The following is a 23,329-nucleotide window of genomic DNA, read 5'->3' on the forward strand; positions in this document are numbered from 1 at the left end:
CGGTGCTTACTGGACATCCACAATCGAGACTTCAAACTCAAGTGTCTTGCCCGAGAGTGGGTGGTTAAAGTCTACCTCAACGGTATCATCATCAAACGCCTTGATGACACCGGGCACTTCCGCCTTGGCAGCATCCGCGAAGGAGAGCACCATGCCCTCCTCCAGCGGCAGCTCGGGGCTGAACTCGCGGCGCTTGAAGGTCTGTACGTTGTTCGGGTTGGGCTGGCCAAAGGCATCCTCGGGCGGTACCGAGAAGGTCTGCCGGTCGCCTGCTTTCAGGCCGTGCAAACAGCGCTCGAACGCTTCCGGCAGGTTGCCGTCGCCCACGGTGAGCGTGGCCGGCTCTTTCTCAAAGGTGGAATCCACGTCCGAGCCGTCTTCCAGCCGCAGCGCGAAATGCAGGGTCACCTGGCTGTCCGGTCCGATTACGCTCATTGCCTGTTGCCCTTTTGCTGTGACCCGCTGTCGCCCTGCTCGCTGCCCATGAAAAGGTCCAGCAGCAGCATGATGGCGCCAACGGTAATGAAACTGTCCGCCACGTTAAAGGCGGGGAAGTGGTAACCGGCCCAGTGGAAGTGGAAGAAATCCACCACATAGCCGTGCACCACGCGATCGTAGAGGTTGCCGACAGCGCCGCCAAGCACGAAAGCCAGCGCGATGCCAAGCCAGGTCTCGTGCCGCTTCAGCCGTGTCAGCCACACCACCAGCACCCCCGAGATGACGACCGCGAGCGTGATGAAGAGCCAGCGCTGCCAGCCGGCCCCCTCCGAGAGGAAGCTGAAGGCCGCGCCGGTATTGTGCAGCAGCGTCAGATTGAAGAACGGCAGAACCACCCTGGCCTCACCGTAATCCAGCATGGCCGTGGCGGCGGCCTTGGTGGTCAGGTCCGCGATCACGATGAAGGCCGCGATGATGAGCCCGTTACGGGCCAACGGTGTCAGCATACCGTTACGCAAACCGCCGTTTTTCGCCATCGCCGCTGATGTTGCTGATGCAGCGGCCGCACAGATCCGGGTACTCGCTGTGCTCGCCCACATCCGGGCGATGGTGCCAGCAGCGTTCGCACTTGGTGTGGTTTGCGGCGACTACAGCCACCTTCAGCCCCTCCACATCCGTTTCCGGGGCATCACCCGCCTCGGCCAGCGGTGCCACCCGCGCCTCGGAGGTGATCATCACGAAACGCAGCTCCTCACCCAGGCGCTCCAGCAGTTCCTTAAGCCCGCCGTCCGCGTAGAGGGTAACCTCGCCACTGAGCGAGCCCTTGATCGTGCCTTCATTCCGGGCCGCCTCAAGCTGCTTGTTCACGACGCTGCGCACCTCGATGAGCGTATCCCACTCATCCTGCTTGATCGGTGCGTCCGCCGGCAGCGCTTCCAGCCCTTCGTGCCAGGTGGCCCAGTGCACGCTCTCATCGCGCTCCCCGGGGATATGCTGCCAGATCTCGTCCGCTGTGAAGGTCAGGATGGGCGCGATCCAGCGCGAGAGCGCCTCGGCCACGTGATACAGCGCGGTCTGGCAGGAACGCCGCTCCAGGCTGTCCGGCTGGGTGGTGTACTGGCGATCCTTGATGATGTCCAGGTAGAAACCGCCCAGATCCAGGATGCAGAAGTTGTGTACCTTCTGGTACACCTGCAGGAAGCTGTAGCGGTTATAGGCGTCGATCACCTCCTCCTGAAGGCGCCGCGCCCGGTCCACCATCCACCGATCCAGCGCCACCATGTCATCAAAGGCCACGCTGTTTGTGGCCGGGTCGAACCCGTCCAGATTGGCCAGCAGGAAGCGCGAGGTATTGCGGATACGCCGGTACGCGTCCGCCGTGCGCTTGAGGATGTCCTGGGAGACGGACATCTCGGCACTGTAGTCCGTCGCCGCCACCCAGAGCCGCAGAATGTCCGCGCCCAGCTCGTCCATCACCTTCTGGGGCGCGATCACGTTGCCCATGGACTTGGACATCTTGTAGCCCTTCTCGTCCACGGTGAAACCGTGCGTCAGCACTTCCTTGTAGGGGGCCATCTTCTTGATGGCGATGCCGGTCTTGAGCGAGGACTGGAACCAGCCGCGGTGCTGGTCCGAGCCTTCCAGGTACAGGTCCGCGGGGTAGCGGTTGAGGTCCTCGCGCCGGTCCAGAACCGAGGCGTGGGTCACGCCCGAGTCGAACCAGACGTCCAGGGTGTCCGTGACCTTCTCGTAGGTGTCCGCGTCGTCGCCGAGCAGTTCGCGCGCATCCAGCTCATACCACGCATCAATGCCGTCCTTCTCGATGGCCTTCGCCGCTGCCTCGATCAGCTCCGGCGTGCGCGGATGCAGCTCGTAGGTGTCCTTATGCACGAAGAGCGTGATCGGCACACCCCATGTGCGCTGGCGCGAGATGCACCAGTCCGGGGACTGCTCGATCATGCCCTCGATGCGCTGCTGCCCCCAGGACGGAATCCAGCGCACACCGGGAATGGCCTCCAGAGCGCCTTGCTTGAGTCCGTTGCGGTCCATGCTGATGAACCACTGGGGGGTGGCACGGTAGATCAGCGGCGTCTTGGTGCGCCAGCAGTGCGGGTAGCTGTGTTTGAAGGACTCCTGGAACAGCAGGCAGCCCTCACGCGCCAGCGCCTCGCAGACCGGCGTATCCGCCTTGTAGATGTGGATGCCCGCGAACTCACCCGCCGCCTCGGCGTAGGTGCCGTCCGCCTTGACCAGGTTGAGGGTGCCGATGCCGTTCTCGCGCCCGATCTCGAAGTCATCCGGGCCGTGATCCGGTGCAGTGTGCACCAGGCCGGTGCCCGCGTCCGTGGAAACATGATGCCCCAACAGAACAGGTACCTGGCGTTCATAGAGCGGGTGCTGCAGCATCACCCCGGTGAGCGCCGCGCCACGGCAGCGTGCCACCACCTCGGCGTGCTGCAGGCTCCAGCGCTCGGTCACTGCCTCGCGCAGCTCTTCGGCCACCACGAGGTACTCTGTGCCCCGCCCGGCATCCGCGCGGATAAGGCTGTATTCCAGTTCCTCGTTAACGGCCACCGCCTGGTTGGCTGGGATGGTCCAGGGGGTGGTGGTCCAGATCACCAGTGATACCGGAGCATCCAGTCCGTTTTCACCAAAGGCGGAAGCCACCCTGCCCGGCTCGACCGCCGGGAAACGGACGTCAATCTGGATGGAGGTCTTCTCCTGGTATTCCACCTCGGCCTCGGCCAGGGCGGACTGGCCGACCACGCTCCAGTAGACCGGCTTGAAGCCCCGCTCCAGATGGCCGTTGTCGATGATGCGGCCCAGGGAACGGACGATGTCCGCCTCCACCTTCGGGTCCATCGTCAGGTAGGGGTTATACCAGTCGCCCATCACCCCCAGGCGGATGAAATCCTGGCGCTGGTTGTCCAGTTGCTCGGCAGCGTAGTCGCGGCAGGCCTGACGGAAGGTCTTGTAGTCCACCTTGTCGCCGGCCTTGCCGATGTCCTGCTCCACCTTGTGCTCGATAGGCAGGCCGTGGCAGTCCCAGCCCGGCACATAGGGCGCGTCATAGCCCATGAGGTTACGGGACTTGACCACCATGTCCTTGAGGATCTTGTTGACCGCGTGACCAATGTGGATGCTGCCGTTGGCGTAGGGCGGGCCGTCGTGCAGCACAAAGCGCTCGGCGCCGGCGCGGCGCTGGCGCAGCGTGCCGTAGAGGTCCAGACGGTTCCAGCGCTCGAGCATTTCGGGCTCGCGCTTGGAGAGGTTCCCGCGCATGGGGAAGTCCGTCTTCGGCAGGTTCAGCGTGTCTTTGTAGTCGCTCATGAAGGTTCCCGGAGTCTGTCGTTTCGGTCAGCGTTCCACATTGGTCGGTACCGGGCGGTTGTTCGCCAGCCAGTCACGCCCCTGGTTGATGTCCTCGTGAATGCGTTTTTCCAGTTCGTCCACGGAATCGAACTTGACCTCATCCCGCAGGTGGTAAAGGAAGGTCACCCGTAACCGCCGACCGTAGAGGTTGGCGGAGAAATCCAGCAGGTGCACCTCCAGCGACGGGTACTGCCCGTTGACCGTCGGCCGCATGCCAATGTTGGCCAGCCCGCGTTCAATGTGCCCACCCGGCATTTCAACCGCCACCACGTAAACCCCCCGCAGTGGCGGCTTGCGCCCGCTGAGCAGGATATTCGCGGTGGGCACGCCCAGCTCACGCCCTAAAGCCTTGCCATAGACCACCCTGCCGGACAGCGAATAGGGCCGCCCCAGCAGTTCATGGGCGTCCGCGAGGCGGTTTTCACCCAGCGCCTGACGCAGCCGCGTGGAACTGATGCGCTCGCCCCCCACCCGGATGGTCTGGGTGTGTTCCACTTCGAAGCCGCGCTCCGCCCCTACCTGCTGCAGAAGCCTGAAATCCCCCTTCCGATCGCAGCCGAAACGGAAATCATCACCCACCACCAGGTGCTGCACGTTCAACCCTTCCATCAGGACCTGCTCGATGAAGTCCATGGCCGAGAGATTGCGCAGCCGGGAGCGGAACTGCAGGCAGACCACAATATCCACATCATGGGAGAGCAGCATTTCCACTTTTTCCCGGAAACGCATCAGCCGTGGCGGCGCATCGGCACCGCCAAAGAACTCCCGCGGCTGAGGCTCGAACACCATTACCACCGAGGGAACGCCCAGCTGATGGGCCCGGTCCCGCACCTGGTCAATGATTACCTGGTGACCACGATGGATACCGTCAAAGTTGCCTATGGTGGCGACACACCCATTCGCAAGGGGGTTGTCACTGCGTTCCGCCCAGCGCTTGAGATTGTGCAGCCCTCGGATCAGCCGCATGCGGGGCTCCTCCTGATTTTCGGGGACCGCGGATTATACCGCAATGGTGGGACCGGGCCCAATGCCCGCCGTTGCAACAGGCCTCAATGCATACGGAAATGCCGCAGCCGCACGCCGCAGATCAGGAGCACGGCAAAGTAAGTCAGTGCCCCACCCGTCACCAGGGCGGCTGTAAAGGCCATGCGCGTGAGCAGATCAAAGTCCAGCCACTGCGCAGCCGCCGGCGAAAAGGCGAACAGCAGCCCACCCATGACAGCGTTGGCCGCCAGCAGCTGCAGCGCGAAGCGCCCCCAGCCTGGCTGGGGCCGGAAGACACCTTCGCGGTACAGCCCCCGCAGCAGAAGGCTGCCGTTCATCCAGGCGGAGAGTGCCGTTGCCAGCGCCAGCCCGGCGTGCGCCAGCGGCCAGACCAGGATGAGATTGAAGACCATGTTGGAGGTCATGGCGATCACCGCGATCCGGACCGGGGTCCGCATGTCCTGCCGGGAAAAGAAACCGGGCGCCAGAACCTTGACCAGCATGAAGGCAATCAGCGCCAGGGCATAGGCCCGCAGGCTCTGCGCCGACATGAACACATCCCGCGCCGTGGTTTCGCCGTAATGGAAGAGGGTTGCGACCAACGGCTCCGCCAGCAGGCATAGCGCCAGCCCCGCCGGGATACCCAGCAGCAGCACGCTGCGCAGCGCCCAGTCCAGAGTGCGTGAAAAGGCATCCATGGACTCATCCGCGTGTTTGCGGGAGAGATTCGGCAGGATCACGGTGCCGATGGCCACGCCAATGATCCCCAGCGGCAACTCTGAAAGGCGATCCGAGTAATAGAGCCAGGACACACTGCCAGTCTCCAGCATCGAGGCCAGTATGGTATCCAGCAGGAGGTTGATCTGGCTGACCGAGACCCCGAACAGCGCGGGCGCCATGAGCTTCATGATCTGGATAACGCCTTCATGCCTGTAATCGATTCTTGGCCGCGGCAGCAGATTGAGGCGGGCCAGAAACGGCAGCTGGAACAGCAGCTGCAGGACACCGGCAATCAGCACCCCCCAGGCCAGCGCCAGCACCGGCTCCTGCATGTAGGGGGTCAGCCAGATGGCGCTGGCGATCATGCTCAGGTTCAGGATCACGGGCGTGAACGCCTGGACCCCGAAAATGTCGTAGCTGTTCAGTGTGCTGCTGCAGAAGGCCGTAAGCGAGATCAGCATCAGATAGGGAAAGGTGATGCGCAGCATCTCCACCGCCAGCGGGTAGCGCACCTCATCCCCGATGAAGCCAGGCGCAAACGCCGCCGTGATCCAGGGCGAACCCAGTACCGCCAGCACGGACAGCACCAGCAGCACAAACCCCAGTGACCCGGCCACGGTATTGACCAGTGAGTGCACCGACCGGGTGTCATACTTCTGGCGGTATTCGGAAAGCACCGGCACAAACGCCTGGTTGAAGGCACCCTCACCGAAAAGCCGACGCAGGAAGTTGGGAATCTTGAACGCCACGAAGAAAGCGTCCGCGTCCGGGCCGGCCCCGAAGTAGCGTGCGATCACGATATCCCGGGCCAGCCCCAGGACCCGGGAGAACATGGTGAAAACGGCGAAGATGCCGGAGGACCCCAGCAGGCCACGGGAGCGACCAGCCGGCGGCGTCTCATCGCTCTGCGGTGCTGGCTCTGTCTGCGGCTCCTGAGTCATGCCTGATGATCCCGGGTGAAAACGCCGGATACTACCACCCCGCCCGCCGGATGACGACAGCACCACCGGCCTGTCCTTGACAACAGGCCATCTGCGCGGCATTATTCCGCGTCATTTCAGACCCATTGGTAACCCGAATTCGAGGAGTCAAACGGTGGCTAACTCTCCGCAAGCAAGAAAGCGTGCCCGCCTCAACGAGATCCAGCGCAAGCACAACGCTGGCCAGCGCTCACGCGCCCGCACCTTCATCAAGAAGGTCGAGACCGAGCTGAACAAGGGCAACGCAGAAGGCGCACGGGCAGCGTTCCGTGAGATGGAACCCGTGCTCGACAGCAGTGTTAACAAGGGCATCTTCGCCAAGAACAAGGTGGCCCGCCACAAGAGCCGCCTCAACGCCCGCATCAAGGCGCTCCAGTCCGCCTGATCGGCACCGGGTTGCCGTCCAGCAGACAGACCCCGCCTCGGCGGGGTCTGTCTGTTTCAGGGGGTGGGAAGCCGGTTTACACCAGAACCATGTTATCCCGGTGTATCAGCTCCTCCTCCTGAAGGTAACCCAGCCGCTCGGCAATCTGCTCACTGGGGCAACCCACCAGTTGACGGGCTTCAGCCGCATCATAGCTGACCAGCCCACGCGCGACCTCCCGGCCCTGTTCATCTACACAGGAAACCATTTCGCCACGCCGGAATGCACCCTCTACCCGACGCACACCGACCGGTAGAAGACTGCGCCCGCCTTCAGTGAGCACCCGCACAGCCCCTGCGTCCAGAACCAGCCGCCCACGCGTGCGCAGATGCCCCGCCATCCACTGCTTACGGGCATCCAGCCGCTCCTGGTCTGGAACCAGAAGGGTGCCTACCGGCTCACCGGCCCGGGCCCGGGTCAGGACCGCCTCCATGCGCCCGCCCGCGATCAGCGTGAAGGCTCCGGAACGGGCCGCCAGACGGGCTGCCCGAACCTTGGTCGCCATACCCCCGCTACCGAGCGCACCCCGCCCGCCGCCGGCAACCATGGCATCCAGGCGCTCATCGCTGGCATGCGCCTCCGGAATCAGCGCGGCGTCAGGATTGCCGCGTGGATCGCTGTCATAGAGACCCTCCTGATCCGTCAGAAGAATCAACCCATCCGCTTCCACCAGATTGGCAACCAGCGCGCCCAGGGTGTCGTTGTCACCAAAACGGAACTCGTCGGTGACAACGGTGTCATTCTCATTCACAACGGGCACAACGCCCATGGGCAGCAGCGTTCTGAGCGTACTGCGCGCGTTCAGGTAACGCTTGCGGTCGGAAAGATCATCATGGGTAAGAAGAATCTGGGCGGTATGGCTGCCGTAGCGCTGGAACTGGGCTTCCCAGGCCTGCACCAGACCCATCTGCCCCACTGCCGCGGCCGCCTGCAGTTCATGCACATGTTCGGGCCGCTGCAGCCACCCAAGGCGGCTCATGCCCTCGGCCACGGAACCGGACGAGACCAGCACGATTTCCACGCCAGCGCGCTTCCAGACCATGAGCTGGTCCACCCACTGGGTCAGAATGCTCTGGGAAAGACCGCGACCATCGTCGGTCAGCAGCGCGCTGCCGATTTTCACCACCAGCCGCCGGGCCTCAACAATACGCTGGCGCTCAGTCATGGCGCGCAGCCTCAGCGCACGTAGACCACCTCGACATCGTGATCATCGTCCTCGTCGTCGTCATCATCGTCGTCATCATCCTGCCGGGGGCCACGCAGCGACTGGATGTGTTCCCTGGCTTCCTCATCCACACGATCACGCAGCTCGGCCTCGGCCCGCGCGAACTCCGGGTCATCCCGCTCAAGTTCGTCGCGCTCCTCAAGCCAGCGCATGATCGCCTGGGAGAGAGCCTGGATTCCGTCACCACTGAGCGCCGATACCAGGAAAACCGGTCCCTGCCAGTCCAGCGCCTTGCGCATGCGCTCCACTTCCTCCTCGGCATCGGGAAGGGAGTCCGACTTGTTGATGACCAGCCAGCGCTCACGCTCGGCCAGAGCCGGACTGAAACGCTCCAGCTCATGGGTGATGGTATGGACGGAATCCACGGGATCCGCGTCATCCCAGGGCATCGGGTCCACCACGTGCAGCAGAAGCCGGGTGCGCACCAGGTGACGCAGGAATCGGATCCCCAGGCCGGCGCCCTCGGAGGCGCCCTCGATCAGCCCCGGAATATCCGCCACCACGAAACTCTGGTGCGCCGCCACGGATACCACGCCCAGGTTGGGCACCAGGGTCGTGAAGGGATAGTCCGCAACCCGTGGCTTGGCCGCGGACATGGCGCGGATCAGTGTGGACTTGCCAGCATTGGGCAGGCCGACCAGGCCCACGTCCGCCAGCACCTTCATCTCCAGGCGGATCTCCCGGGCCTCACCCGGCGAGCCGGAGGTGGTCTGGCGCGGCGCCCGGTTCACGCTCGACTTGTAGCGGGTATTGCCGAGGCCGTGAAAGCCGCCCTGAGCCACCAGCAGGCTCTGCCCCGCCTCGGTCAGGTCGCCCAGGATCTCGTCCGTATCGCAGTCGACCACGGTTGTGCCCACGGGCACATCCAGAACCCGGTCCTCACCCTTACGGCCGGAGCAGTTGCTGCCACGGCCATCCTCGCCGGTACCGGCGCGGAACTTACGCTGATAGCGGTAATCCGCAAGGGTGTTGAGGTCGCCGTGTGCCCGCAGGAGAACGGAACCGCCGTCACCACCGTCGCCTCCGTCCGGCCCACCCTTGGGCACGAACTTCTCGCGGCGGAAGCTCAGGCAGCCATTACCGCCCTTTCCGGCCTGAACCACAATGGTGACTTCGTCTACGAACTGCATGGAATGCCTCGAATCAAAAAACCCCGTACCGGGTCGGCGACCGCCACTGGCTCAGCCAGCAGCGGACAGCACGTCGGCACGGGGTTGTTCAGCGTCCGGAAGCGCGGTTCAGCCCGCGGATTCGACGCTCACATACTTACGGTTGCGGGGCCCCTTCACATCGAACCGCACCACGCCCTCGTCCAGGGCAAACAGGGTGAAGTCCTTGCCAATGGCCACGCCCTGGCCGGCATGGAAGCTGGAGCCGCGCTGGCGAACAATGATGCTGCCGGGCTTGACTGCCTGGCCACCGAACGCCTTCACACCCAGTCGTTTCGACTCGGAATCGCGTCCGTTTTTGGTACTGCCTGCTGCCTTTTTGTGAGCCATGCTGCCCCCTTAAGCCTTGATACCGGTAATCTTGACTTCAGTGTACCACTGCCGGTGCCCCATCTGCTTCATGGAGTGCTTCCGGCGGCGGAACTTGATGATCTGGATCTTGTCGTGACGACCGTGGCTGACCACTTCGCCGGTCACTTTCGCGCCTTCCAGGTCCGGGGTGCCGATCTTCACATCGTCCCCTTCGCCCGCCAGCAGAACACGGTCGAATTCAACCGTACCGCCGGTCTCGGTCTCGATCTTCTCGAGCTTGATCTTTTCGCCTTCGCGAACGCGGTGCTGCTTACCACCGCTGACAAACACTGCGTACATGCGCCTTCTCCGTCGATGACCCATCCCTGCTCTTTGACCTGGTTCTAAGGGAAGCGCTCTGGCGACCCTATAGCAGGGAGCGGCAGGTATTGGGATGAGTTACAGGGCTGCGGATTATAGAGAAATCCGCCCCCGGAGACAAGCACAACAACCCTCGTGGTGATCATCCGGGTGCGTTATGCTCCGGTCAGGCAGCAGGCAGAATCAGGGAGACCGGAACATGAACGGAAACCGTCATGACACCAACCCCGCTACGGGGCCGAACAAACGCGTGATCGCGGCCCTTGCCGGGATCGTTCTGGGCGGCACTGGCCTCTACCTGGTGGGCCAGTCCCACCCGGGCGACGCGGAGCACTTCGGGATCTGGTCCCTGGTACCGCCCGCCCTCGCGATTGTGCTCGCCTTCTGGCTGCGCGAAGTCATCAGCGCCCTGGCCATCGGCATCATCGCCGGCGGACTCATTGCCGGGCAGGTGAACGTCATCGACGCCTTCCTGATCCCGTCCATCGGTACGGAAAGCTACGCCCTCATCCTGCTGGTCTACCTGTGGGCGCTGGGCGGGCTCATCGGCATATGGACCCGGACCGGTGGCGCCGCCCGTTTCGCCAGCTGGGCCGGGGAACGGATGGTCCGCGGCCCTGTCAGTGCCCGCCTGTTCACATGGATCATGGGGCTCATCTTCCACCAGGGCGGCACCATCTCAACCGTGCTGACCGGCACCACGGCGCGACCGCTTGCGGATAAACACCGCGTCTCCCACGAAGAGCTGTCCTACATCACGGACTCAACGGCCTCACCCGCGGCCACCCTGATCCCATTCAACGTCTGGCCCATCTATGTGGGTGGCCTTCTGGCCGGCACCATCCCGCTCTTCGAAAGCAGCGAGGACGGCATCCAGTTCTTCTTCCAGGCCCTGCCTTACAACTTCTACGCCATCGCCGCCCTGCTCATCACTCTGCTCTTCGCACTGGACCGGCTGCCCTTTTCACCCGGCAGGCGGATGCGCGAAGCCATGAGCCGGGCCCGGGATACCGGCAAGCTCGATCGTGACGGCGCCCGCCCACTGACCTCCAGGGAGCTGACCGAAAACCACGTGCCGGAAGGCTACCGTACCGGGCTGATCGACTTCCTGGCACCAATCGGGATCCTGCTGGGCGTTGCCATCATTCCCTACTTCGTGACCTACTTCCTGCTCGGCTGGACCGGGGGCGAGCAGGACCCGCTTCTGCTGGTGGCCGAAGCGTTCATCCTCGCCGTGATCACCGCCATTGTGATCGCCCTGGTCAAGGGCATGCCCTTTGATGAGGTCATGGGCGGGTTCGTGGATGGCTGCAAGGGCGTCACCATTGGCGCCATCATCCTGGGGCTGGCCGTATCCCTCAAGGACGTCACCGATGCTGTTGGCACCGCCGACTTCCTGGTCTCCACCGTTGGCGACAGCATACCCGCCGCACTCATGCCCGCGCTGCTGTTCGGCCTCTGCCTGGTGATCGCCTTCGCGACCGGCACTTCCTGGGGCACCTACGCGGTCATGATCCCCATTGCCATGCCCCTGGCCTGGCACATTGCGCCGGACCCATTCTTCGTCACACTCTGCTTCAGCGCCGTGATCGGGGGTGCCGTCTTCGGGGACCAGTGCTCACCCATATCGGACACCACCGTGCTCTCCTCGCTGGCCACCGGCGCGGACCTGATGGACCATGTGCGCACCCAGATCCCGCTGACCGTCCTTGCCGGCGGCATTGCCGTAGCGGGCTACACCCTGCTGGCGCTGGTGACAGGGGCGGGGAGCTGACCGTTCAAGTTGACAGCCCCGGGCGCGCCCCATAATGTACGGCTCCTGCATGTCCCGGCAGCCGCTGGGGCGCCGCCCGACAACTGCCCGAATGCCTATGAGTCTGGATGCGATCTACGCCCCCGTCCGGGATGACTTTGAGCGCGTCAACGCGCAGATCCACGATCAGCTGAATTCCCGTGTGCCGCTTGTCGAGCACATCGGACACTACATTGTGGACAGCGGCGGCAAACGCCTGCGCCCCCTGCTGGTCCTGCTCAGCGCCGGCGCCCTGGGTAACGGCGGGCAGCGCCAGGCGACCCTGGCGGCAGTGATCGAGTTCCTGCATACCGCCACCCTGCTGCACGATGACGTGGTCGACACGTCCGAACTGCGCCGGGGTCGGGAAACGGCCAACGCCCGCTGGGGCAATGCCCCCAGCGTCCTGGTCGGCGATTTTCTCTACGCCCGCGCCTTCCAGATGATGGTGCGCCTGGAGAACATGCGGGTGATGGACCTGCTGTCCGAGGCCACCGGCGTCATCGCCGAAGGCGAGGTGCTGCAGCTGACCAATGTCCGCAACCCGGATCTTTCCGAAACGGACTACCGCAACGTCATCCACAGCAAGACCGCCATGCTGTTCCAGGCGGCTTCCCACTCCGCCGCCGTGCTGGCGCAGGCGGATGGAGCCACGGAAACCGCGCTGCGGGATTACGGCCAGCACTTGGGAATGGCCTTTCAGATCGTGGACGATGTTCTGGATTACGAGGGCAGCGCCGAAACCATGGGCAAGAATGTGGGTGACGACCTTGCCGAGGGCAAGACCACCCTGCCCCTGATCCACGCCATGGCAAAGGGCACGGCCGAGGATGCGGCAACCGTGCGCCAGGCCATTCGCAGCGGCGGCCCGGACCAGCTGGGCCCGGTGCTTGAGGCTGTCCACAACAGCGGCGCCATCGAGTACTGCCGCTCGCGCGCGGCCGAGGAAGCGGAAAGGGCCCGGCAATGCCTTGAAACCCTGCCCGATTCCCCTCACCGCCAGGCCCTGTACCACCTGGTGGATCTGGCGGTTCAGCGCTCAGACTGAGGCGCTGGCACAGGCTTCCGGAAAGTCCGGCCCCAGATGCCCCCGCCCATGGGGCCGTTCCAGTTCCAGCTCCGGCCCGGCCGGCACAATCTGGGTCGGATTGATGGTTCTCTGGCTGCGGTAGTAATGACGCTTGATCTGGTCGATGTTCACCGTCTCTGAAACGCCCGGGATCTGGTACAGATCCTGCAGATAGCCCTGCAGGTTCGGGAAGTCACGCAGCTGCTGGCGGTTGCACTTGAAGTGGCTGTAGTAGACCGCGTCAAAACGCACCAGGGTCGTGAACAGGCGCCAGTCCGCTTCCGTCAGGCGGTTACCCACCAGGTAGCGCTGCCCGGCCAGAACCCCGTCGAGCCAGTCCAGGGCATCAAAGACCTCCGTGAACGCCTGCTCGTACTTGTCCTGGGCGGTGGCAAAGCCAGCCCGATAGACGCCATTGTTGACGCTGTTGTACACCCGCTCGTTCACGGCCTCGATCTCCTCCCGCAGCGACACCGGGTGGAAATCCAGCGCCCGCGCGCCCTGGCCGTCAAAGGCACTGTTGAACATCCGGATCAGGTCAGCGGATTCGTTGCTCACGATCCGCTGCTGGTGTGTATCCCACAGACACGGAATGGTGACCCGACCGGTATAATCCGGTGTATCCCGGGTGTAGATCTCATGCATGAACCGGGCACCGTTCTCGTGATCGCGATGGAAAGGCTCATCCGGCCGGAACTCCCAGCCGTTCTCCAGCATGTCCGGGTGTACAATGGACACCGGAATCATGTCCTCCAGCCCCTTGAGTTTGCGGAAAACCAGCGTGCGGTGGGCCCAGGGGCAGGCCAGCGCCACATAGAGGTGATAGCGCCCTGGCTCGGCGGCAAAGCCGGCCTCGCCCGTGGGCCCGGCACTGCCATCCGGTGTGACCCAGTTGCGGAACTGGGCGCTTTCGCGCACAAAGGCACCGCCGCTCTTGGCGGTGTCGTACCACTGGTCATGCCACTGCCCATTGATCAGCAGCCCCATGGGACCTCCTTCTTTCAGAAACGTTCAGGGGAATGAATACGCCTGACGTCAGATTGCGTTAGACTGGCGCTCACAACAAGCAACCAAATCTGGCCAACCCTTTCAGTTTTTCTGACCATGGCATTTCCCATCACCATAGACGCCCTGCGCGTGCTCGACGCCATCGCCCGAAGGGGCAGTTTTGCCGCTGCCGCCGAGGAGATGCACCGGGTGCCCTCCGCCATCAGCTACACAGTGAACAAGCTGGAGGAGGACCTGGATGTACTGCTGTTTGACCGCTCCGGCCACCGGGCAACCCTGACCAATGCCGGCCATTACCTGCTCGAGGAAGGCCGGCAGCTTCTGGAGGCCGCCAACACACTGGCACGCACCACCCGGCGTGTAGCTGAAGGCTGGGAGGCGAGCGTGGCGATTGCCGTAAATGCATTACTTCCCGTGTCAGCTCTATTCCCGGCCGTCAATGCATTCAACGAGCTGGGGGTTCCGGTAGAAATTCAGCTGCTCGATGAAGTCTTCAATGGCCCCTGGGATGCCCTGCACACCGGCCGGGCGGACCTCATTGCCGGGGCCACCAGCGAAATCCAGCCCCAGGGAGATTTCGAACACCGGGATATAGGCCAGATGCCCTTCGTCTATGCCGTCGCCCCTAATCACCCCCTGGCGTTCGAAACGGGCCCACTTTCCGAAGAGATCCTGAGCGCCTGGCCGGCGATCGTGGCAGCGGACAGCTCCCGCCAGCTGCCGGCCGGTTCCGCGGGCATCTTCGCCCGCCAGCGCACTCTTACGGTCTCCAGCATGGCCCACAAGATCGAGGCCCAGAAAGCCGGCATGGGCGTAGGCTGGCTGCCCCGCCCGCAGGTGGAAACGGCCCTGGCGTCCGGGGAACTTGTCGCGCTGGACGTAGCCACCAAGCGGCCGCCAGTGATACTTTGCATGGCCCGCCGACGCGGAGACCAGGGCAAGGCCATCAACTGGTTCTGGGAGCACCTCTCCCGGCCGGACTACTTCGACCCCTGGCTCGATCCGGCCTGAAACGGACATCATCCATCACGGAGCAGAGCGGATTTCCCTGATGCATCAGCTGAACGAACTGGACGCGTCCTTTCTCTTTCTCGAATCCGAAACCACCCCAATGCACATTGGGGGCGTCTACATCTTTGATGCCTCGGAACGGGAGAAGGCCCTGACCTTCGATGACTTCCGGGATTACCTGAACCACCGCCTGCACCTGGCCGGGTTCTTCCGCCAGAAGCTGATGACCCTGCCCTTCAACCTGGACCGGCCATACTGGATCGACGACCCGGATTTCGACATCAACCAGCACCTGGAATCCGTGGATCTCCAGGGCGGCGGCTATGATGCCCTCATGGACCTGGCCGGGGAGCGCCTGGCTACCCTTCTGCCACGGACGCGCCCCCTGTGGCAGGTGACCTGGATCGATGGATTCGGCCGGGATACCCTGCTCCCGGTGGATGGCTTCGCCCTGGTGGTCCGCGTGCATCATGCCGCTGTCGATGCTTTCAGTGGCGAAGAGGTGATGGGCAAGCTCCTGGAATACACCCCCGACACCCCGACCAAGACACGACCGCCAGCGTGGCAGCCGGAGCCCGCGCCACGGGCGGAGCAGCTCCTGACCCGGGCCTCGCTGAACCTGCTGCGCAAGCCCTTCCAGTTCATGACCCTGACACAGTCCACCATGACAGCGGCCCTGCGCGACCTTCTGGAGCACCCCATTGGCCGGCTCCGCGCCGCCAGGGATGTTCTGGGCGCGCCGCGCACGCCCTTCAACCGCAACCTGACGGAACGCCGCCGCCTGCACAACACCTCCATTGATCTGGCGCGCCTCAAGACGCTCAAGGCCGCCATCGGGCCGGACATCAGTCTCAATGACCTGGTCCTCGGAATCTGTGCGGAAGCCCTGAACCGCTATATGGTTCGCCACGGCATCGACACCCGGGAGAGCCTGGTGGCGCTGACGCCGGTATCCGTGCGCTCACGCAGCCTGCGCCAGCCCACGGGCAACCAGATGTCCGCCATGCTGGTGAGTCTGGCCACGGATGAACCCGACCCGGCTCGCCGGGTGGCCCGTATCCGCGACAACACCCGAACCTCGGAAAACTACCGGGAAGCCATCGCGGCGGACCGGCTGACGGAACGCCTGCCCTCCACGCTGGTGGCCCTGTCGACCCGGCTCTACAGCGAATTCCATCTGGCCCAGCACTACCAGCCCGCCTTCAACCTGCCGATCACCAATGTCCCAGGTCCCCAGGTGCCCCTCTACCTGAAGGGCGCCCGACTGGTACACCAGATCAACTCGGCGCCCCTGTTCCATGGTGCCGGCCTGGCCATTCTGGCGCAGAGCTACGCGGGCGCCGTCCACGTCAATCTCACCACCTGCCCGGACCTGGTACCGGACGGCGAACAGCTCGCCGAGCTGATCGAGACCGCCGTGGAAGCAATTGAAGCCAATGTTATGGCCGGAATGGACAAATAAACGGTAGACTTAAGGCAGTCCCGCCAATCACAATCCAGTAACATCATGTAACCGTATCCCGCTGTGGGTGGCGATTCGTGACGGATTGTCAAATTGGGTTTAAATCTGTCTATACTGGCGGAGAGGGGTGATCAGTGAGTACCCGGAAAGACGCGGCCGAAAACAACGACAACGACATGGTACTGAAGGGGGCAACCATGGAGCCGAAACCGAGGGCGGGTGAAGAGCGCACCCCCATCCCGTTCCGCAGCAGCCGTTTTTTCTGCGTTGGCAACCGCTGGTACTTCACCACCCGGGAAGGTTTTGACAGCGGCCCCTACGCGACCCGTGAGCGTGCCGAGGTAGGACTGCGCCGGTTCCTGAGCGTTGTGCGGATGCTGCCGGAACAGCAGTCAGAGACCCGGCACTGAAGCAGCGCTTCAGAATCCCCACTGGAGCAGCGCCATCAACACCAGGGCATAGGCGCCGGCCACTACGTCGTCGACCATGATGCCGAGCCCACCTGGGGCACGACGGTCCAGCCAGCCGATGGGCCAGGGTTTGATGATGTCGAAGAAGCGGAAGGTCACAAACGCGAACAGCAGCCAGACCAGCGCGGTCGGCTGCAGTGCCAGCGCCAGCCAGATGCCCACGAACTCGTCCCAGACAATGGCTGGATGGTCATGCACGCCCAGCGCTTTCGCCGTACGCTCGCACAGGTAGATCCCGGCCACGAAGGTCAGCACCAGAACGCCCACGTAGACCGGCCAGGGCATCCAGACGATCAGCGAATAGAGCAGCAGACCCGCCAGGGTTCCCCAGGTTCCCGGTGCCTTCCGGATGCATCCGGAACCCAGCCCCAGCGACAGGCAGTGGCCGGGATCCCGCAGCAGTGCGCGCGGATTAACCGCAGTGTCAGTCATGGTGCCCTCCGAAATGGGTGTAACCCTGCTCTTCCAGCTGGATGCTGCCCTCAGGGCCATTGAGCGTCACGCCCGGGCCTTCTGTCACGGTCCCGATCACGGTCAGTGGCAACGCACTGCCCGTCGGCCCTGACGGTGCAGGTCCATCGCCCGGCCAGACAAACAGCAGCTCATAGTCGTCCCCGGCGGATGCAGCCAGCCGCCGCGCCCCTTCCAGACCCCGCAGGGAGACCAGTCCGTCGGAAACCGGCAGGGCCTGCCAGTCCAGCTGGGCACCCCGGTCAACCAGAAGATGCCCGAGATCCGCCAGCAAACCGTCACTCACGTCCACGGCTGCAGAGCCGGCCTCACGCAGCCACTGCCCGAGAGCCAGGCGGGGTTCCGGGTACCGGTAGCGCTGGAGCACGGTGCCCACCGCCGGATCCGGAATATCCGATTCGTCCAACCAGTTGAGCGCCTCACCGGCCTCTCCCAGGCTGCCGCTGACACAGATCCGGTCACCGGGTTGGGCATTCCCGCGGCGCACGGCTGACCCGGCCGGCAGAAGCCCCTGGGCCTGCACCGTGATGCTCAATGGGCCACGTGTGGTATCCCCGCCCACCAGCTGGATGTTCTCGCGCACCGCCAGCGCCTTCATGCCGTCCGCAAACGCGGCCAGCCAGGAGGCACTGGCTTCCGGAAGTGTCACCGAGAGGGTAAAGCACAGAGGCTGGGCACCCATGGCGGCGAGGTCGCTGAGGTTCACGGCCAGAGCACGCCAGCCCAGGGCATGGGGCGGCATATCGCGGGGGAAGTGGACGCCCTCCACCAGGGTATCCATGGTCATCACCTGATCCTGACCGGGCGGGCAGCGTAAAACCGCGCCATCATTGCCGATGCCCTCAATCACCTCACTGCGGGTGACCGCGTCCCCCAGGGGCTTCCAGAACCGGTCGATCAGGCTGAATTCGTCCATGGTGGAACCGGGCGGGATCAGGCCCGCCGCGAGCGTGTTTCCGACGGGCGCAGGCGCGGGCTGAGGCGGTCGAGTATACCGTTGATGTACTTGTGACCGTCGGTGCCGCCGAAGCGTTTGGCCAGTTCGATACCTTCGTTGACCACCACACGGTAGGGCACGTCAATGCGGTTCATCAGCTCGAAAGTGCCGATGCGCAGTATGGCCAGCTCAATGGGATCAAGCTCGCTCACCGAACGGTCCAGCAGGGGCTCGAACTGGCGGTCCAGGTCACTGCGGGAACGGTCCACGCCCTGCAGCAGCTCCCGGAAGTAGGCACCGTCGATTTTCTCCATGTCGTTGTCGGTCACGAACTCCGCCTCGATCTGGCTGATCGGGCTGTCGGAGAAGTGGCGCTGATACAGGGCCTGAAGCGCCAGCGAGCGCGCCTTGCGGCGATCCGCCGGGCGTGACTTGCCCTGGTTGTTCTCTGGCTGACCGCCTTCACTCATTGCGCGTCAATCCTCCGGAACAGGCTGACCATTTCCAGTGCCGTCATGGCGGCATCGGCGCCCTTGTTGCCGGCCTTGGTGCCGGCGCGCTCAATGGCCTGCTCAATGGTGTCCAGGGTCAGTACGCCGAAAATGACCGGCAGCCCCGTGTCCAGACTCACACTGCCCACACCGGAGGCACTTTCCCCGGCCACGTAGTCAAAATGGGGGGTGCCACCGCGGATCACCGCGCCCAGTGCGATCACCGCATCATGGCGCCCGCTTCGGGCCACTTTCTGGGCCGCCACCGGAATCTCGTAAGCGCCCGGTACGCGGTAGATGGTGATACTGTCCCGGCTGATGCCATGCCGGATCAGGGTGTCCGTGGCCGCCTCCACCAGGCTCTCAACCACGAATCCGTTGAAGCGACCCACCACCAGCGCGTAGTCCCCGCGGCAGTCGGTGAAGTCACCCTCAATGGTCTTGATGTCTGTCATTGCTGTCTCCGTAGCGGGTCTCAACCTTGCTGGCCGTTCCCGTCATCGTAGGGGAGGTATTCCACAACCTCCAGATCAAATCCGGAAATCCCCGAGAACTTGATGGGGGCGCTCATCAGCCGCATCCGGCTCACCCCGAGTTCCCGCAGGATCTGGGAACCGGTACCCACGGTCAGGTAGACACCGGAGCTGCCGGTGGAGTCCGTGGATGGCTTGCCATCCGAGCGCGCCTCAAAGAAGCCCCGGATGCGTTCCTCCAGGGCATAGCTGTCCTGGCCGTTGTTCAGAAGCACGATCACGCCCGAGCCTTCCTCGGCCACCTTGCGCATGGCCTCATGCAGCGGCCAGCGCGGCGATCCCGGGTAGTTGGCGTGCAGCAGGTCCCGCAGGGTGTCCGTGATGTGCACCCGGACCAGCGTTGGCTTCTCCGGGTCCACCTCGCCCATGGTCAGTGCCAGATGGGTCTCACCCTGAATGGAATCGCGGTAGGTGTGCAGTCGGAATACCCCGTATTCCGTCGCCATCTCGTAGTGATCAACGCACTCAACGGTGCGTTCGTTCATGGTGCGGTAGTGGATCAGGTCCGCGATGGTGCCGATCTTCAGTCCGTGGCGTTCCGCGAACGCCTCCAGCTGGGGGCGGCGTGCCATGGTGCCGTCATCATTCATCACCTCACAGATCACACCGGCCGACTCGAATCCGGCCATACTGGCCAGGTCGCAGGCCGCCTCGGTGTGACCAGCCCGGGACAGCACGCCCCCGGGCTGCGCCATCAGCGGGAAGATGTGGCCAGGGCTCACAATATCCTCCGCCCTGGCGCCCCGGGATGCGGCCACCTGCACGGTACGGGCCCGGTCAGCGGCGGAGATCCCCGTAGTGACCCCCTTGGCAGCCTCGATGGAGACCGTGAACTTGGTGCCGAACCCGGAACTGTTGCGCTGTACCATCAGCGGCAGGTTAAGGCGCTCACAGCGCTCGCGGGCCATGGGCATGCAGATCAGGCCGCGCGCCTCAGTGGCCATGAAGGTGACGTGCTCGGGCTGGACGCACTCGGCGGCCATGATCACATCGCCTTCATTCTCCCGGTCCTCGTCGTCCATCAGGATGACCATCCGACCCTCGCGGATGTCCTGAAGGATTTCCTCAATACTGTTCAGCGCCATTCTGCACCCTGTTCGCTGTCTCTTAATGGCCGGACGCCGCGGGTTTCAGGATCAGTCGCTGATCCGCGCCGACCACCCGCCGGTCCCATACCTCCATCCGGTGCTGCTGCGCCATCCGATCCAGCGCCAGCTCCGCCATGGGTTTCGCCCGACTGCCCAGTATTGTTGGTGCCTGGTACAGCCAGAATTCGTCAATCACATCCGCTTCCAGGGCCGCGCCCGCCAGCGTGGCACCCGCCTCAATGAGCACGTCGTTGATGCCACGCGCCGCCAGCAGCCCCAGGACCGCCGCCAGCGCCGGTCGGCCACAGCCATCGGGGTCCACGGTCACCACTTCGGCACCACCATCACGCAGGGGCCTGGCCCGGCTTTCCTCCAGGGCCGCCGCAGTGCTCACCACCAGGCACTGCCCCTCCCCCGTCACCACACGGGCGCCGGGGGCCGTAAGCAGACGCGGGTCGAGCACCACACGCAGGGGCTGCTGCAGCGGCAGCGTTTTGTCTCCGGGATCCCCCAGCTCTCCAGGGCGCACCGTCAGCGACGGATCGTCGGCCAGAACCGTCCCGGAACCGGTGATGATGGCACCGGAGCGGGCACGCAGCCGCTGGACATCCGAGCGGGCATCAGGCCCTGTGACCCACTGGCTTTCACCGGACGCCATGGCAGTACGCCCATCCAGGCTGGCGGCCACCTTGAGCCGCACCCAGGGGGCGCCACCGGCCATACGCCGCAGAAAGCCCGCGTTCAGCGCCCGCGCCGGTTCCTCCAGCACACCGCTGAGCGTTTCGATGCCCGCCGCTTCCAGCAGCGCCAGCCCCTGGCCGGCTACCGCCGGATTCGGGTCCCCGGTGGCCACCACGACCCGCTCCACACCGGCATCAACCAGCGCCTGGGCACAGGGCGGCGTGCGCCCATGATGGCTGCAGGGCTCCAGGGTCACATACACGCTCGCCCCGCGCGCACGCGCCCCCGCCTCGGCGAGGGCGTTCACCTCCGCATGAGCCTCGCCGGCCCGGTGGTGCCAGCCACAGCCCACTATGTCGCCCTCACTGACCACCACGCAGCCAACCCTGGGGTTGGGGTGTGCGCTGTACAGGCCGCGTTCGGCAAGCTGTAGCGCCAGGGCCATGTATCGGGTATCGAAAGCGTTGGTCAAGGCGGGCACCCGTTTCCGGACTATTTATCCACGGATTCCTTCAGCGCCCGTGCCGCCACGGTCACGGGGGATTCATCACCCACGTCACCGGAATGGCTCAGCCGCTCGATCTCGTCCTTGAATTCATTGATGTCCTGGAAGCTGCGGTACACGGAAGCAAAACGAACGTAAGCCACCTTATCGAGCTGGCGCAGTTCGTACATGACCTCCTCACCGATCATCAGGGATTTCACTTCCCGTTCACCGGTGGAACGCAGCCGGAACTTGATCCGATTGATGGCGGCCTCAATGGCCTCAATATCCACAGGGCGCTTTTCGAGGGCCTTCATCAGACCCTCGCGCATCCTGTCCTCATCGAAGGGAACCCGCGAGCCATCCTGTTTGACCACCCGGGGCATGATCAGCTCCGCCCCCTCGAAGGTGGTGAAACGTTCGCGGCAGGATAGACACTCACGACGACGGCGCACCTGGTCGCCATCGGCAACCAGGCGCGAGTCGATCACTTTGGTATCCGCCTCGCCGCAGAAAGGGCAATGCATTCAGTCACACTCCCGGACGGCAAGCGGGCCAGCGGTGGTCAGTCAGCGTAGACCGGGAAACGCCGGCACAGCTCCAGAACCTGCTTGCGGACCCGCTCGATGGTCTCTTCATTTTCCAGATCATCAAGGATATCACACATCCAGCCGGCCAGGTCCCGTGCCTCGGTTTCACCAAAGCCACGCGTGGTCATCGCCGGCGTACCAATCCGCAGACCGGAGGTCACAAACGGCGAACGCGGGTCGTTGGGGACCGCGTTCTTGTTGACCGTGATGTTGGCCTTGCTGAGCGCGGCGTCCGCATCTTTACCGGTGATATCCTGCTTGATCAGGCTCAGCAGGAAGAGGTGGTTCTTCGTACCGCCGGAGATCACGTCGAAGCCTCGCTCCTGGAACACCCCGGCCATGGCCTGGGCGTTCTTCACCACGCGCTGCTGATACTCCTTGAAATCATCCTGCATGGCTTCCTTGAAGCACACCGCCTTGCCGGCGATCGCGTGCATCAGCGGGCCACCCTGGCTGCCCGGGAAGACCGCGGAGTTGAACTTTTTCTCCAGCTCCGGATTGGACTTCGCCAGGATCAGGCCACTGCGCGGGCCCCGCAGGGTCTTGTGGGTGGTAGTGGTCACCACGTCCGCGTATGGCACCGGATTGGGGTAGACACCCGCCGCCACCAGGCCGGCCACGTGGGCCATATCCACAAACAGATACGCCCCGACCTTGTCCGCGATCTCGCGGAACCGCTTGAAATCCAGTTCCTGGGAATAGGCGGAAAAACCGGCCAGCAGGACTTTGGGCTTATGCTCAACCGCCAGGCGCTCGACCTCGTCGTAGTCGATCATGCCCGTTTCGGTATCCAGACCGTACTGGACGGCATTGTAGGTCTTGCCGGAGAAGTTGACGCTGGCCCCGTGGGTCAGGTGGCCGCCGGCGTCCAGGCTCATGCCCAGCACCGTCTCGCCCGGCTTCATCAGCGCCAGGTAAACCGCATTGTTAGCGGAGGAGCCGGAGTGCGGCTGGACGTTGGCGTAATCCGCCCCGAACAGCTTCTTGGCGCGCTCAATGGCGATCTCCTCAACCACGTCCACGTGCTCGCAGCCACCGTAGTAACGCTTGCCGGGATAGCCCTCGGCGTACTTGTTGGTGAGTGCCGAGCCCTGCGCTTCCATTACGCGTGGACTGGTGTAGTTTTCGGACGCGATCAGTTCGATATGCTCTTCCTGTCGGCGGACTTCCGCCTCCATGGCATTCCAGACTTCCTCGTCGTAACCGGCAATGGTCATATCTCGCTTAAACATTGTCAGCCTCTCGTGTGCTGGCAATT

Annotated in this window: 24 protein-coding genes; 6 read left to right on the top strand and 18 right to left on the bottom strand. The window is 64.0% G+C overall.

The genetic code is table 11. From position 1 onward, the window contains the following. Positions 1-6 precede the first annotated feature (6 nt). The 5 genes from fkpB to murJ all read right to left on the bottom strand — a co-directional run bounded on the left by fkpB (position 7) and on the right by murJ (position 6,455). Entirely contained in the window at positions 7-435 is a 429-nt protein-coding gene (gene fkpB / locus CK501_RS12370) for an FKBP-type peptidyl-prolyl cis-trans isomerase (protein ID WP_095618057.1), read from the bottom strand. Further along, positions 432-944 carry a signal peptidase II gene (gene lspA / locus CK501_RS12375; protein ID WP_095618058.1) on the bottom strand — a complete coding sequence of 171 codons (513 nt, stop codon included), beginning with the start codon at positions 942-944 and terminating at the stop codon, positions 432-434. Before lspA ends, fkpB begins: the two co-directional genes overlap by 4 nt. 4 nt (positions 945-948) lie before the next feature. Next, positions 949-3,768, bottom strand: a complete 2,820-nt coding sequence (gene ileS, locus CK501_RS12380) for an isoleucine--tRNA ligase (RefSeq protein ID WP_095618059.1) — start codon at positions 3,766-3,768, stop codon at positions 949-951. Positions 3,769-3,795: 27 nt separating this feature from the next. Beyond that, positions 3,796-4,776 carry a bifunctional riboflavin kinase/FAD synthetase gene (gene ribF, locus CK501_RS12385; protein WP_095618060.1) on the bottom strand — a complete coding sequence of 327 codons (981 nt, stop codon included), beginning with the start codon at positions 4,774-4,776 and terminating at the stop codon, positions 3,796-3,798. 83 nt (positions 4,777-4,859) lie between these two features. Continuing rightward, entirely contained in the window at positions 4,860-6,455 is a 1,596-nt protein-coding gene (murJ, locus tag CK501_RS12390) for a murein biosynthesis integral membrane protein MurJ (RefSeq protein ID WP_095618061.1), read from the bottom strand. 154 nt (positions 6,456-6,609) lie between these two features. Between murJ and rpsT the strand changes: the two genes are divergently transcribed. Beyond that, a complete protein-coding gene (gene rpsT / locus CK501_RS12395) occupies positions 6,610-6,879 on the top strand; it encodes a 30S ribosomal protein S20 (RefSeq protein ID WP_095618062.1) in 270 nt (89 codons plus the stop codon). A 76-nt stretch (positions 6,880-6,955) separates the two neighbouring features. On the opposite strand, the gene proB is transcribed toward rpsT, so the two are convergent. The 4 genes from proB to rplU form a co-directional block, all read right to left on the bottom strand. Continuing rightward, a complete protein-coding gene (gene proB / locus CK501_RS12400; RefSeq protein ID WP_095618063.1) occupies positions 6,956-8,083 on the bottom strand; it encodes a glutamate 5-kinase in 1,128 nt (375 codons plus the stop codon). An 11-nt stretch (positions 8,084-8,094) separates the two neighbouring features. Continuing rightward, positions 8,095-9,273, bottom strand: a complete 1,179-nt coding sequence (cgtA, locus tag CK501_RS12405; RefSeq protein WP_095618064.1) for an Obg family GTPase CgtA — start codon at positions 9,271-9,273, stop codon at positions 8,095-8,097. A gap of 108 nt (positions 9,274-9,381) precedes the next feature. After that, the gene (gene rpmA, locus CK501_RS12410; protein WP_095618065.1) at positions 9,382-9,642 is read right to left on the bottom strand and encodes a 50S ribosomal protein L27; all 261 of its coding nucleotides are present in this window, start codon (positions 9,640-9,642) and stop codon (positions 9,382-9,384) included. A gap of 9 nt (positions 9,643-9,651) precedes the next feature. Then, entirely contained in the window at positions 9,652-9,963 is a 312-nt protein-coding gene (rplU, locus tag CK501_RS12415; protein ID WP_077529122.1) for a 50S ribosomal protein L21, read from the bottom strand. A 220-nt stretch (positions 9,964-10,183) separates the two neighbouring features. Between rplU and CK501_RS12420 the strand changes: the two genes are divergently transcribed. Further along, on the top strand, positions 10,184-11,758 hold the full coding sequence (locus CK501_RS12420) for a Na+/H+ antiporter NhaC family protein (RefSeq protein WP_198949508.1): 1,575 nt from the start codon (positions 10,184-10,186) through the stop codon (positions 11,756-11,758). A gap of 97 nt (positions 11,759-11,855) precedes the next feature. After that, positions 11,856-12,824, top strand: coding sequence for an octaprenyl diphosphate synthase (gene ispB / locus CK501_RS12425; RefSeq protein WP_095618067.1), 969 nt, complete (start codon positions 11,856-11,858; stop codon positions 12,822-12,824). Here ispB and CK501_RS12430 read toward each other — a convergent pair. Further along, on the bottom strand, positions 12,816-13,832 hold the full coding sequence (locus CK501_RS12430; RefSeq protein WP_095618068.1) for a glutathione S-transferase family protein: 1,017 nt from the start codon (positions 13,830-13,832) through the stop codon (positions 12,816-12,818). The genes ispB and CK501_RS12430 overlap by 9 nt on opposite strands. Positions 13,833-13,949: 117 nt before the next feature. Here CK501_RS12430 and CK501_RS12435 point away from each other — a divergent pair, with 117 nt between their 5' ends. The 3 genes from CK501_RS12435 (at position 13,950) to CK501_RS12445 (ending at position 16,736) form a co-directional block, all read left to right on the top strand. Continuing rightward, positions 13,950-14,864, top strand: coding sequence for a LysR substrate-binding domain-containing protein (locus CK501_RS12435; protein WP_095618069.1), 915 nt, complete (start codon positions 13,950-13,952; stop codon positions 14,862-14,864). 40 nt (positions 14,865-14,904) lie between these two features. Then, entirely contained in the window at positions 14,905-16,326 is a 1,422-nt protein-coding gene (locus CK501_RS12440) for a wax ester/triacylglycerol synthase family O-acyltransferase (protein WP_095618070.1), read from the top strand. Between the two features lie 134 nt (positions 16,327-16,460). Beyond that, on the top strand, positions 16,461-16,736 hold the full coding sequence (locus tag CK501_RS12445; protein ID WP_233128898.1) for a DUF6316 family protein: 276 nt from the start codon (positions 16,461-16,463) through the stop codon (positions 16,734-16,736). 9 nt (positions 16,737-16,745) lie between these two features. On the opposite strand, the gene CK501_RS12450 is transcribed toward CK501_RS12445, so the two are convergent. From CK501_RS12450 to glyA, 8 genes are read right to left on the bottom strand one after another with little or no spacing between them, the layout of a single operon-like run. Then, on the bottom strand, positions 16,746-17,228 hold the full coding sequence (locus tag CK501_RS12450; RefSeq protein WP_095618071.1) for a phosphatidylglycerophosphatase A family protein: 483 nt from the start codon (positions 17,226-17,228) through the stop codon (positions 16,746-16,748). After that, positions 17,221-18,183 carry a thiamine-phosphate kinase gene (gene thiL / locus CK501_RS12455; RefSeq protein WP_095618072.1) on the bottom strand — a complete coding sequence of 321 codons (963 nt, stop codon included), beginning with the start codon at positions 18,181-18,183 and terminating at the stop codon, positions 17,221-17,223. Before thiL ends, CK501_RS12450 begins: the two co-directional genes overlap by 8 nt. A 17-nt stretch (positions 18,184-18,200) precedes the next feature. Beyond that, positions 18,201-18,674 (bottom strand): transcription antitermination factor NusB, encoded by a 474-nt coding sequence (gene nusB, locus CK501_RS12460; RefSeq protein WP_095618073.1) that lies wholly within the window; start codon positions 18,672-18,674, stop codon positions 18,201-18,203. Next, a complete protein-coding gene (gene ribH / locus CK501_RS12465) occupies positions 18,671-19,150 on the bottom strand; it encodes a 6,7-dimethyl-8-ribityllumazine synthase (protein WP_095618074.1) in 480 nt (159 codons plus the stop codon). The genes nusB and ribH overlap by 4 nt, the downstream gene beginning before the upstream one ends. A gap of 20 nt (positions 19,151-19,170) precedes the next feature. Then, entirely contained in the window at positions 19,171-20,313 is a 1,143-nt protein-coding gene (gene ribBA / locus CK501_RS12470; RefSeq protein WP_095618075.1) for a bifunctional 3,4-dihydroxy-2-butanone-4-phosphate synthase/GTP cyclohydrolase II, read from the bottom strand. Between the two features lie 22 nt (positions 20,314-20,335). Further along, on the bottom strand, positions 20,336-21,478 hold the full coding sequence (ribD, locus tag CK501_RS12475; RefSeq protein WP_332888981.1) for a bifunctional diaminohydroxyphosphoribosylaminopyrimidine deaminase/5-amino-6-(5-phosphoribosylamino)uracil reductase RibD: 1,143 nt from the start codon (positions 21,476-21,478) through the stop codon (positions 20,336-20,338). An 11-nt stretch (positions 21,479-21,489) separates the two neighbouring features. Beyond that, positions 21,490-22,008, bottom strand: a complete 519-nt coding sequence (gene nrdR, locus CK501_RS12480) for a transcriptional regulator NrdR (protein WP_095618076.1) — start codon at positions 22,006-22,008, stop codon at positions 21,490-21,492. Positions 22,009-22,046: 38 nt separating this feature from the next. Beyond that, a complete protein-coding gene (gene glyA, locus CK501_RS12485) occupies positions 22,047-23,303 on the bottom strand; it encodes a serine hydroxymethyltransferase (protein ID WP_095618077.1) in 1,257 nt (418 codons plus the stop codon). Between the last annotated feature and the right edge of the window lie 26 nt (positions 23,304-23,329).

The sequence above is a fragment of the Halovibrio salipaludis genome (genome assembly GCF_002286965.1).
In the GTDB taxonomy this organism is placed as follows: domain Bacteria; phylum Pseudomonadota; class Gammaproteobacteria; order Pseudomonadales; family Oleiphilaceae; genus Halospina; species Halospina salipaludis.

Excerpts from the sequence above, each read along its gene's own strand:
- fkpB (WP_095618057.1), bottom strand. The coding sequence starts at position 435 with ATGAGCGTAATCGGACCGGACAGCCAGGTGACCCTGCATTTCGCGCTG.
- lspA (WP_095618058.1), bottom strand. The coding sequence starts at position 944 with ATGCTGACACCGTTGGCCCGTAACGGGCTCATCATCGCGGCCTTCATC.
- ileS (WP_095618059.1), bottom strand. The coding sequence starts at position 3,768 with ATGAGCGACTACAAAGACACGCTGAACCTGCCGAAGACGGACTTCCCC.
- ribF (WP_095618060.1), bottom strand. The coding sequence starts at position 4,776 with ATGCGGCTGATCCGAGGGCTGCACAATCTCAAGCGCTGGGCGGAACGC.
- murJ (WP_095618061.1), bottom strand. The coding sequence starts at position 6,455 with ATGACTCAGGAGCCGCAGACAGAGCCAGCACCGCAGAGCGATGAGACG.
- proB (WP_095618063.1), bottom strand. The coding sequence starts at position 8,083 with ATGACTGAGCGCCAGCGTATTGTTGAGGCCCGGCGGCTGGTGGTGAAA.
- cgtA (WP_095618064.1), bottom strand. The coding sequence starts at position 9,273 with ATGCAGTTCGTAGACGAAGTCACCATTGTGGTTCAGGCCGGAAAGGGC.
- rpmA (WP_095618065.1), bottom strand. The coding sequence starts at position 9,642 with ATGGCTCACAAAAAGGCAGCAGGCAGTACCAAAAACGGACGCGATTCC.
- rplU (WP_077529122.1), bottom strand. The coding sequence starts at position 9,963 with ATGTACGCAGTGTTTGTCAGCGGTGGTAAGCAGCACCGCGTTCGCGAA.
- CK501_RS12420 (WP_198949508.1), top strand. The coding sequence starts at position 10,184 with ATGAACGGAAACCGTCATGACACCAACCCCGCTACGGGGCCGAACAAA.
- ispB (WP_095618067.1), top strand. The coding sequence starts at position 11,856 with ATGAGTCTGGATGCGATCTACGCCCCCGTCCGGGATGACTTTGAGCGC.
- CK501_RS12430 (WP_095618068.1), bottom strand. The coding sequence starts at position 13,832 with ATGGGGCTGCTGATCAATGGGCAGTGGCATGACCAGTGGTACGACACC.
- CK501_RS12435 (WP_095618069.1), top strand. The coding sequence starts at position 13,950 with ATGGCATTTCCCATCACCATAGACGCCCTGCGCGTGCTCGACGCCATC.
- CK501_RS12440 (WP_095618070.1), top strand. The coding sequence starts at position 14,905 with ATGCATCAGCTGAACGAACTGGACGCGTCCTTTCTCTTTCTCGAATCC.
- CK501_RS12450 (WP_095618071.1), bottom strand. The coding sequence starts at position 17,228 with ATGACTGACACTGCGGTTAATCCGCGCGCACTGCTGCGGGATCCCGGC.
- thiL (WP_095618072.1), bottom strand. The coding sequence starts at position 18,183 with ATGGACGAATTCAGCCTGATCGACCGGTTCTGGAAGCCCCTGGGGGAC.
- nusB (WP_095618073.1), bottom strand. The coding sequence starts at position 18,674 with ATGAGTGAAGGCGGTCAGCCAGAGAACAACCAGGGCAAGTCACGCCCG.
- ribH (WP_095618074.1), bottom strand. The coding sequence starts at position 19,150 with ATGACAGACATCAAGACCATTGAGGGTGACTTCACCGACTGCCGCGGG.
- ribBA (WP_095618075.1), bottom strand. The coding sequence starts at position 20,313 with ATGGCGCTGAACAGTATTGAGGAAATCCTTCAGGACATCCGCGAGGGT.
- nrdR (WP_095618076.1), bottom strand. The coding sequence starts at position 22,008 with ATGCATTGCCCTTTCTGCGGCGAGGCGGATACCAAAGTGATCGACTCG.
- glyA (WP_095618077.1), bottom strand. The coding sequence starts at position 23,303 with ATGTTTAAGCGAGATATGACCATTGCCGGTTACGACGAGGAAGTCTGG.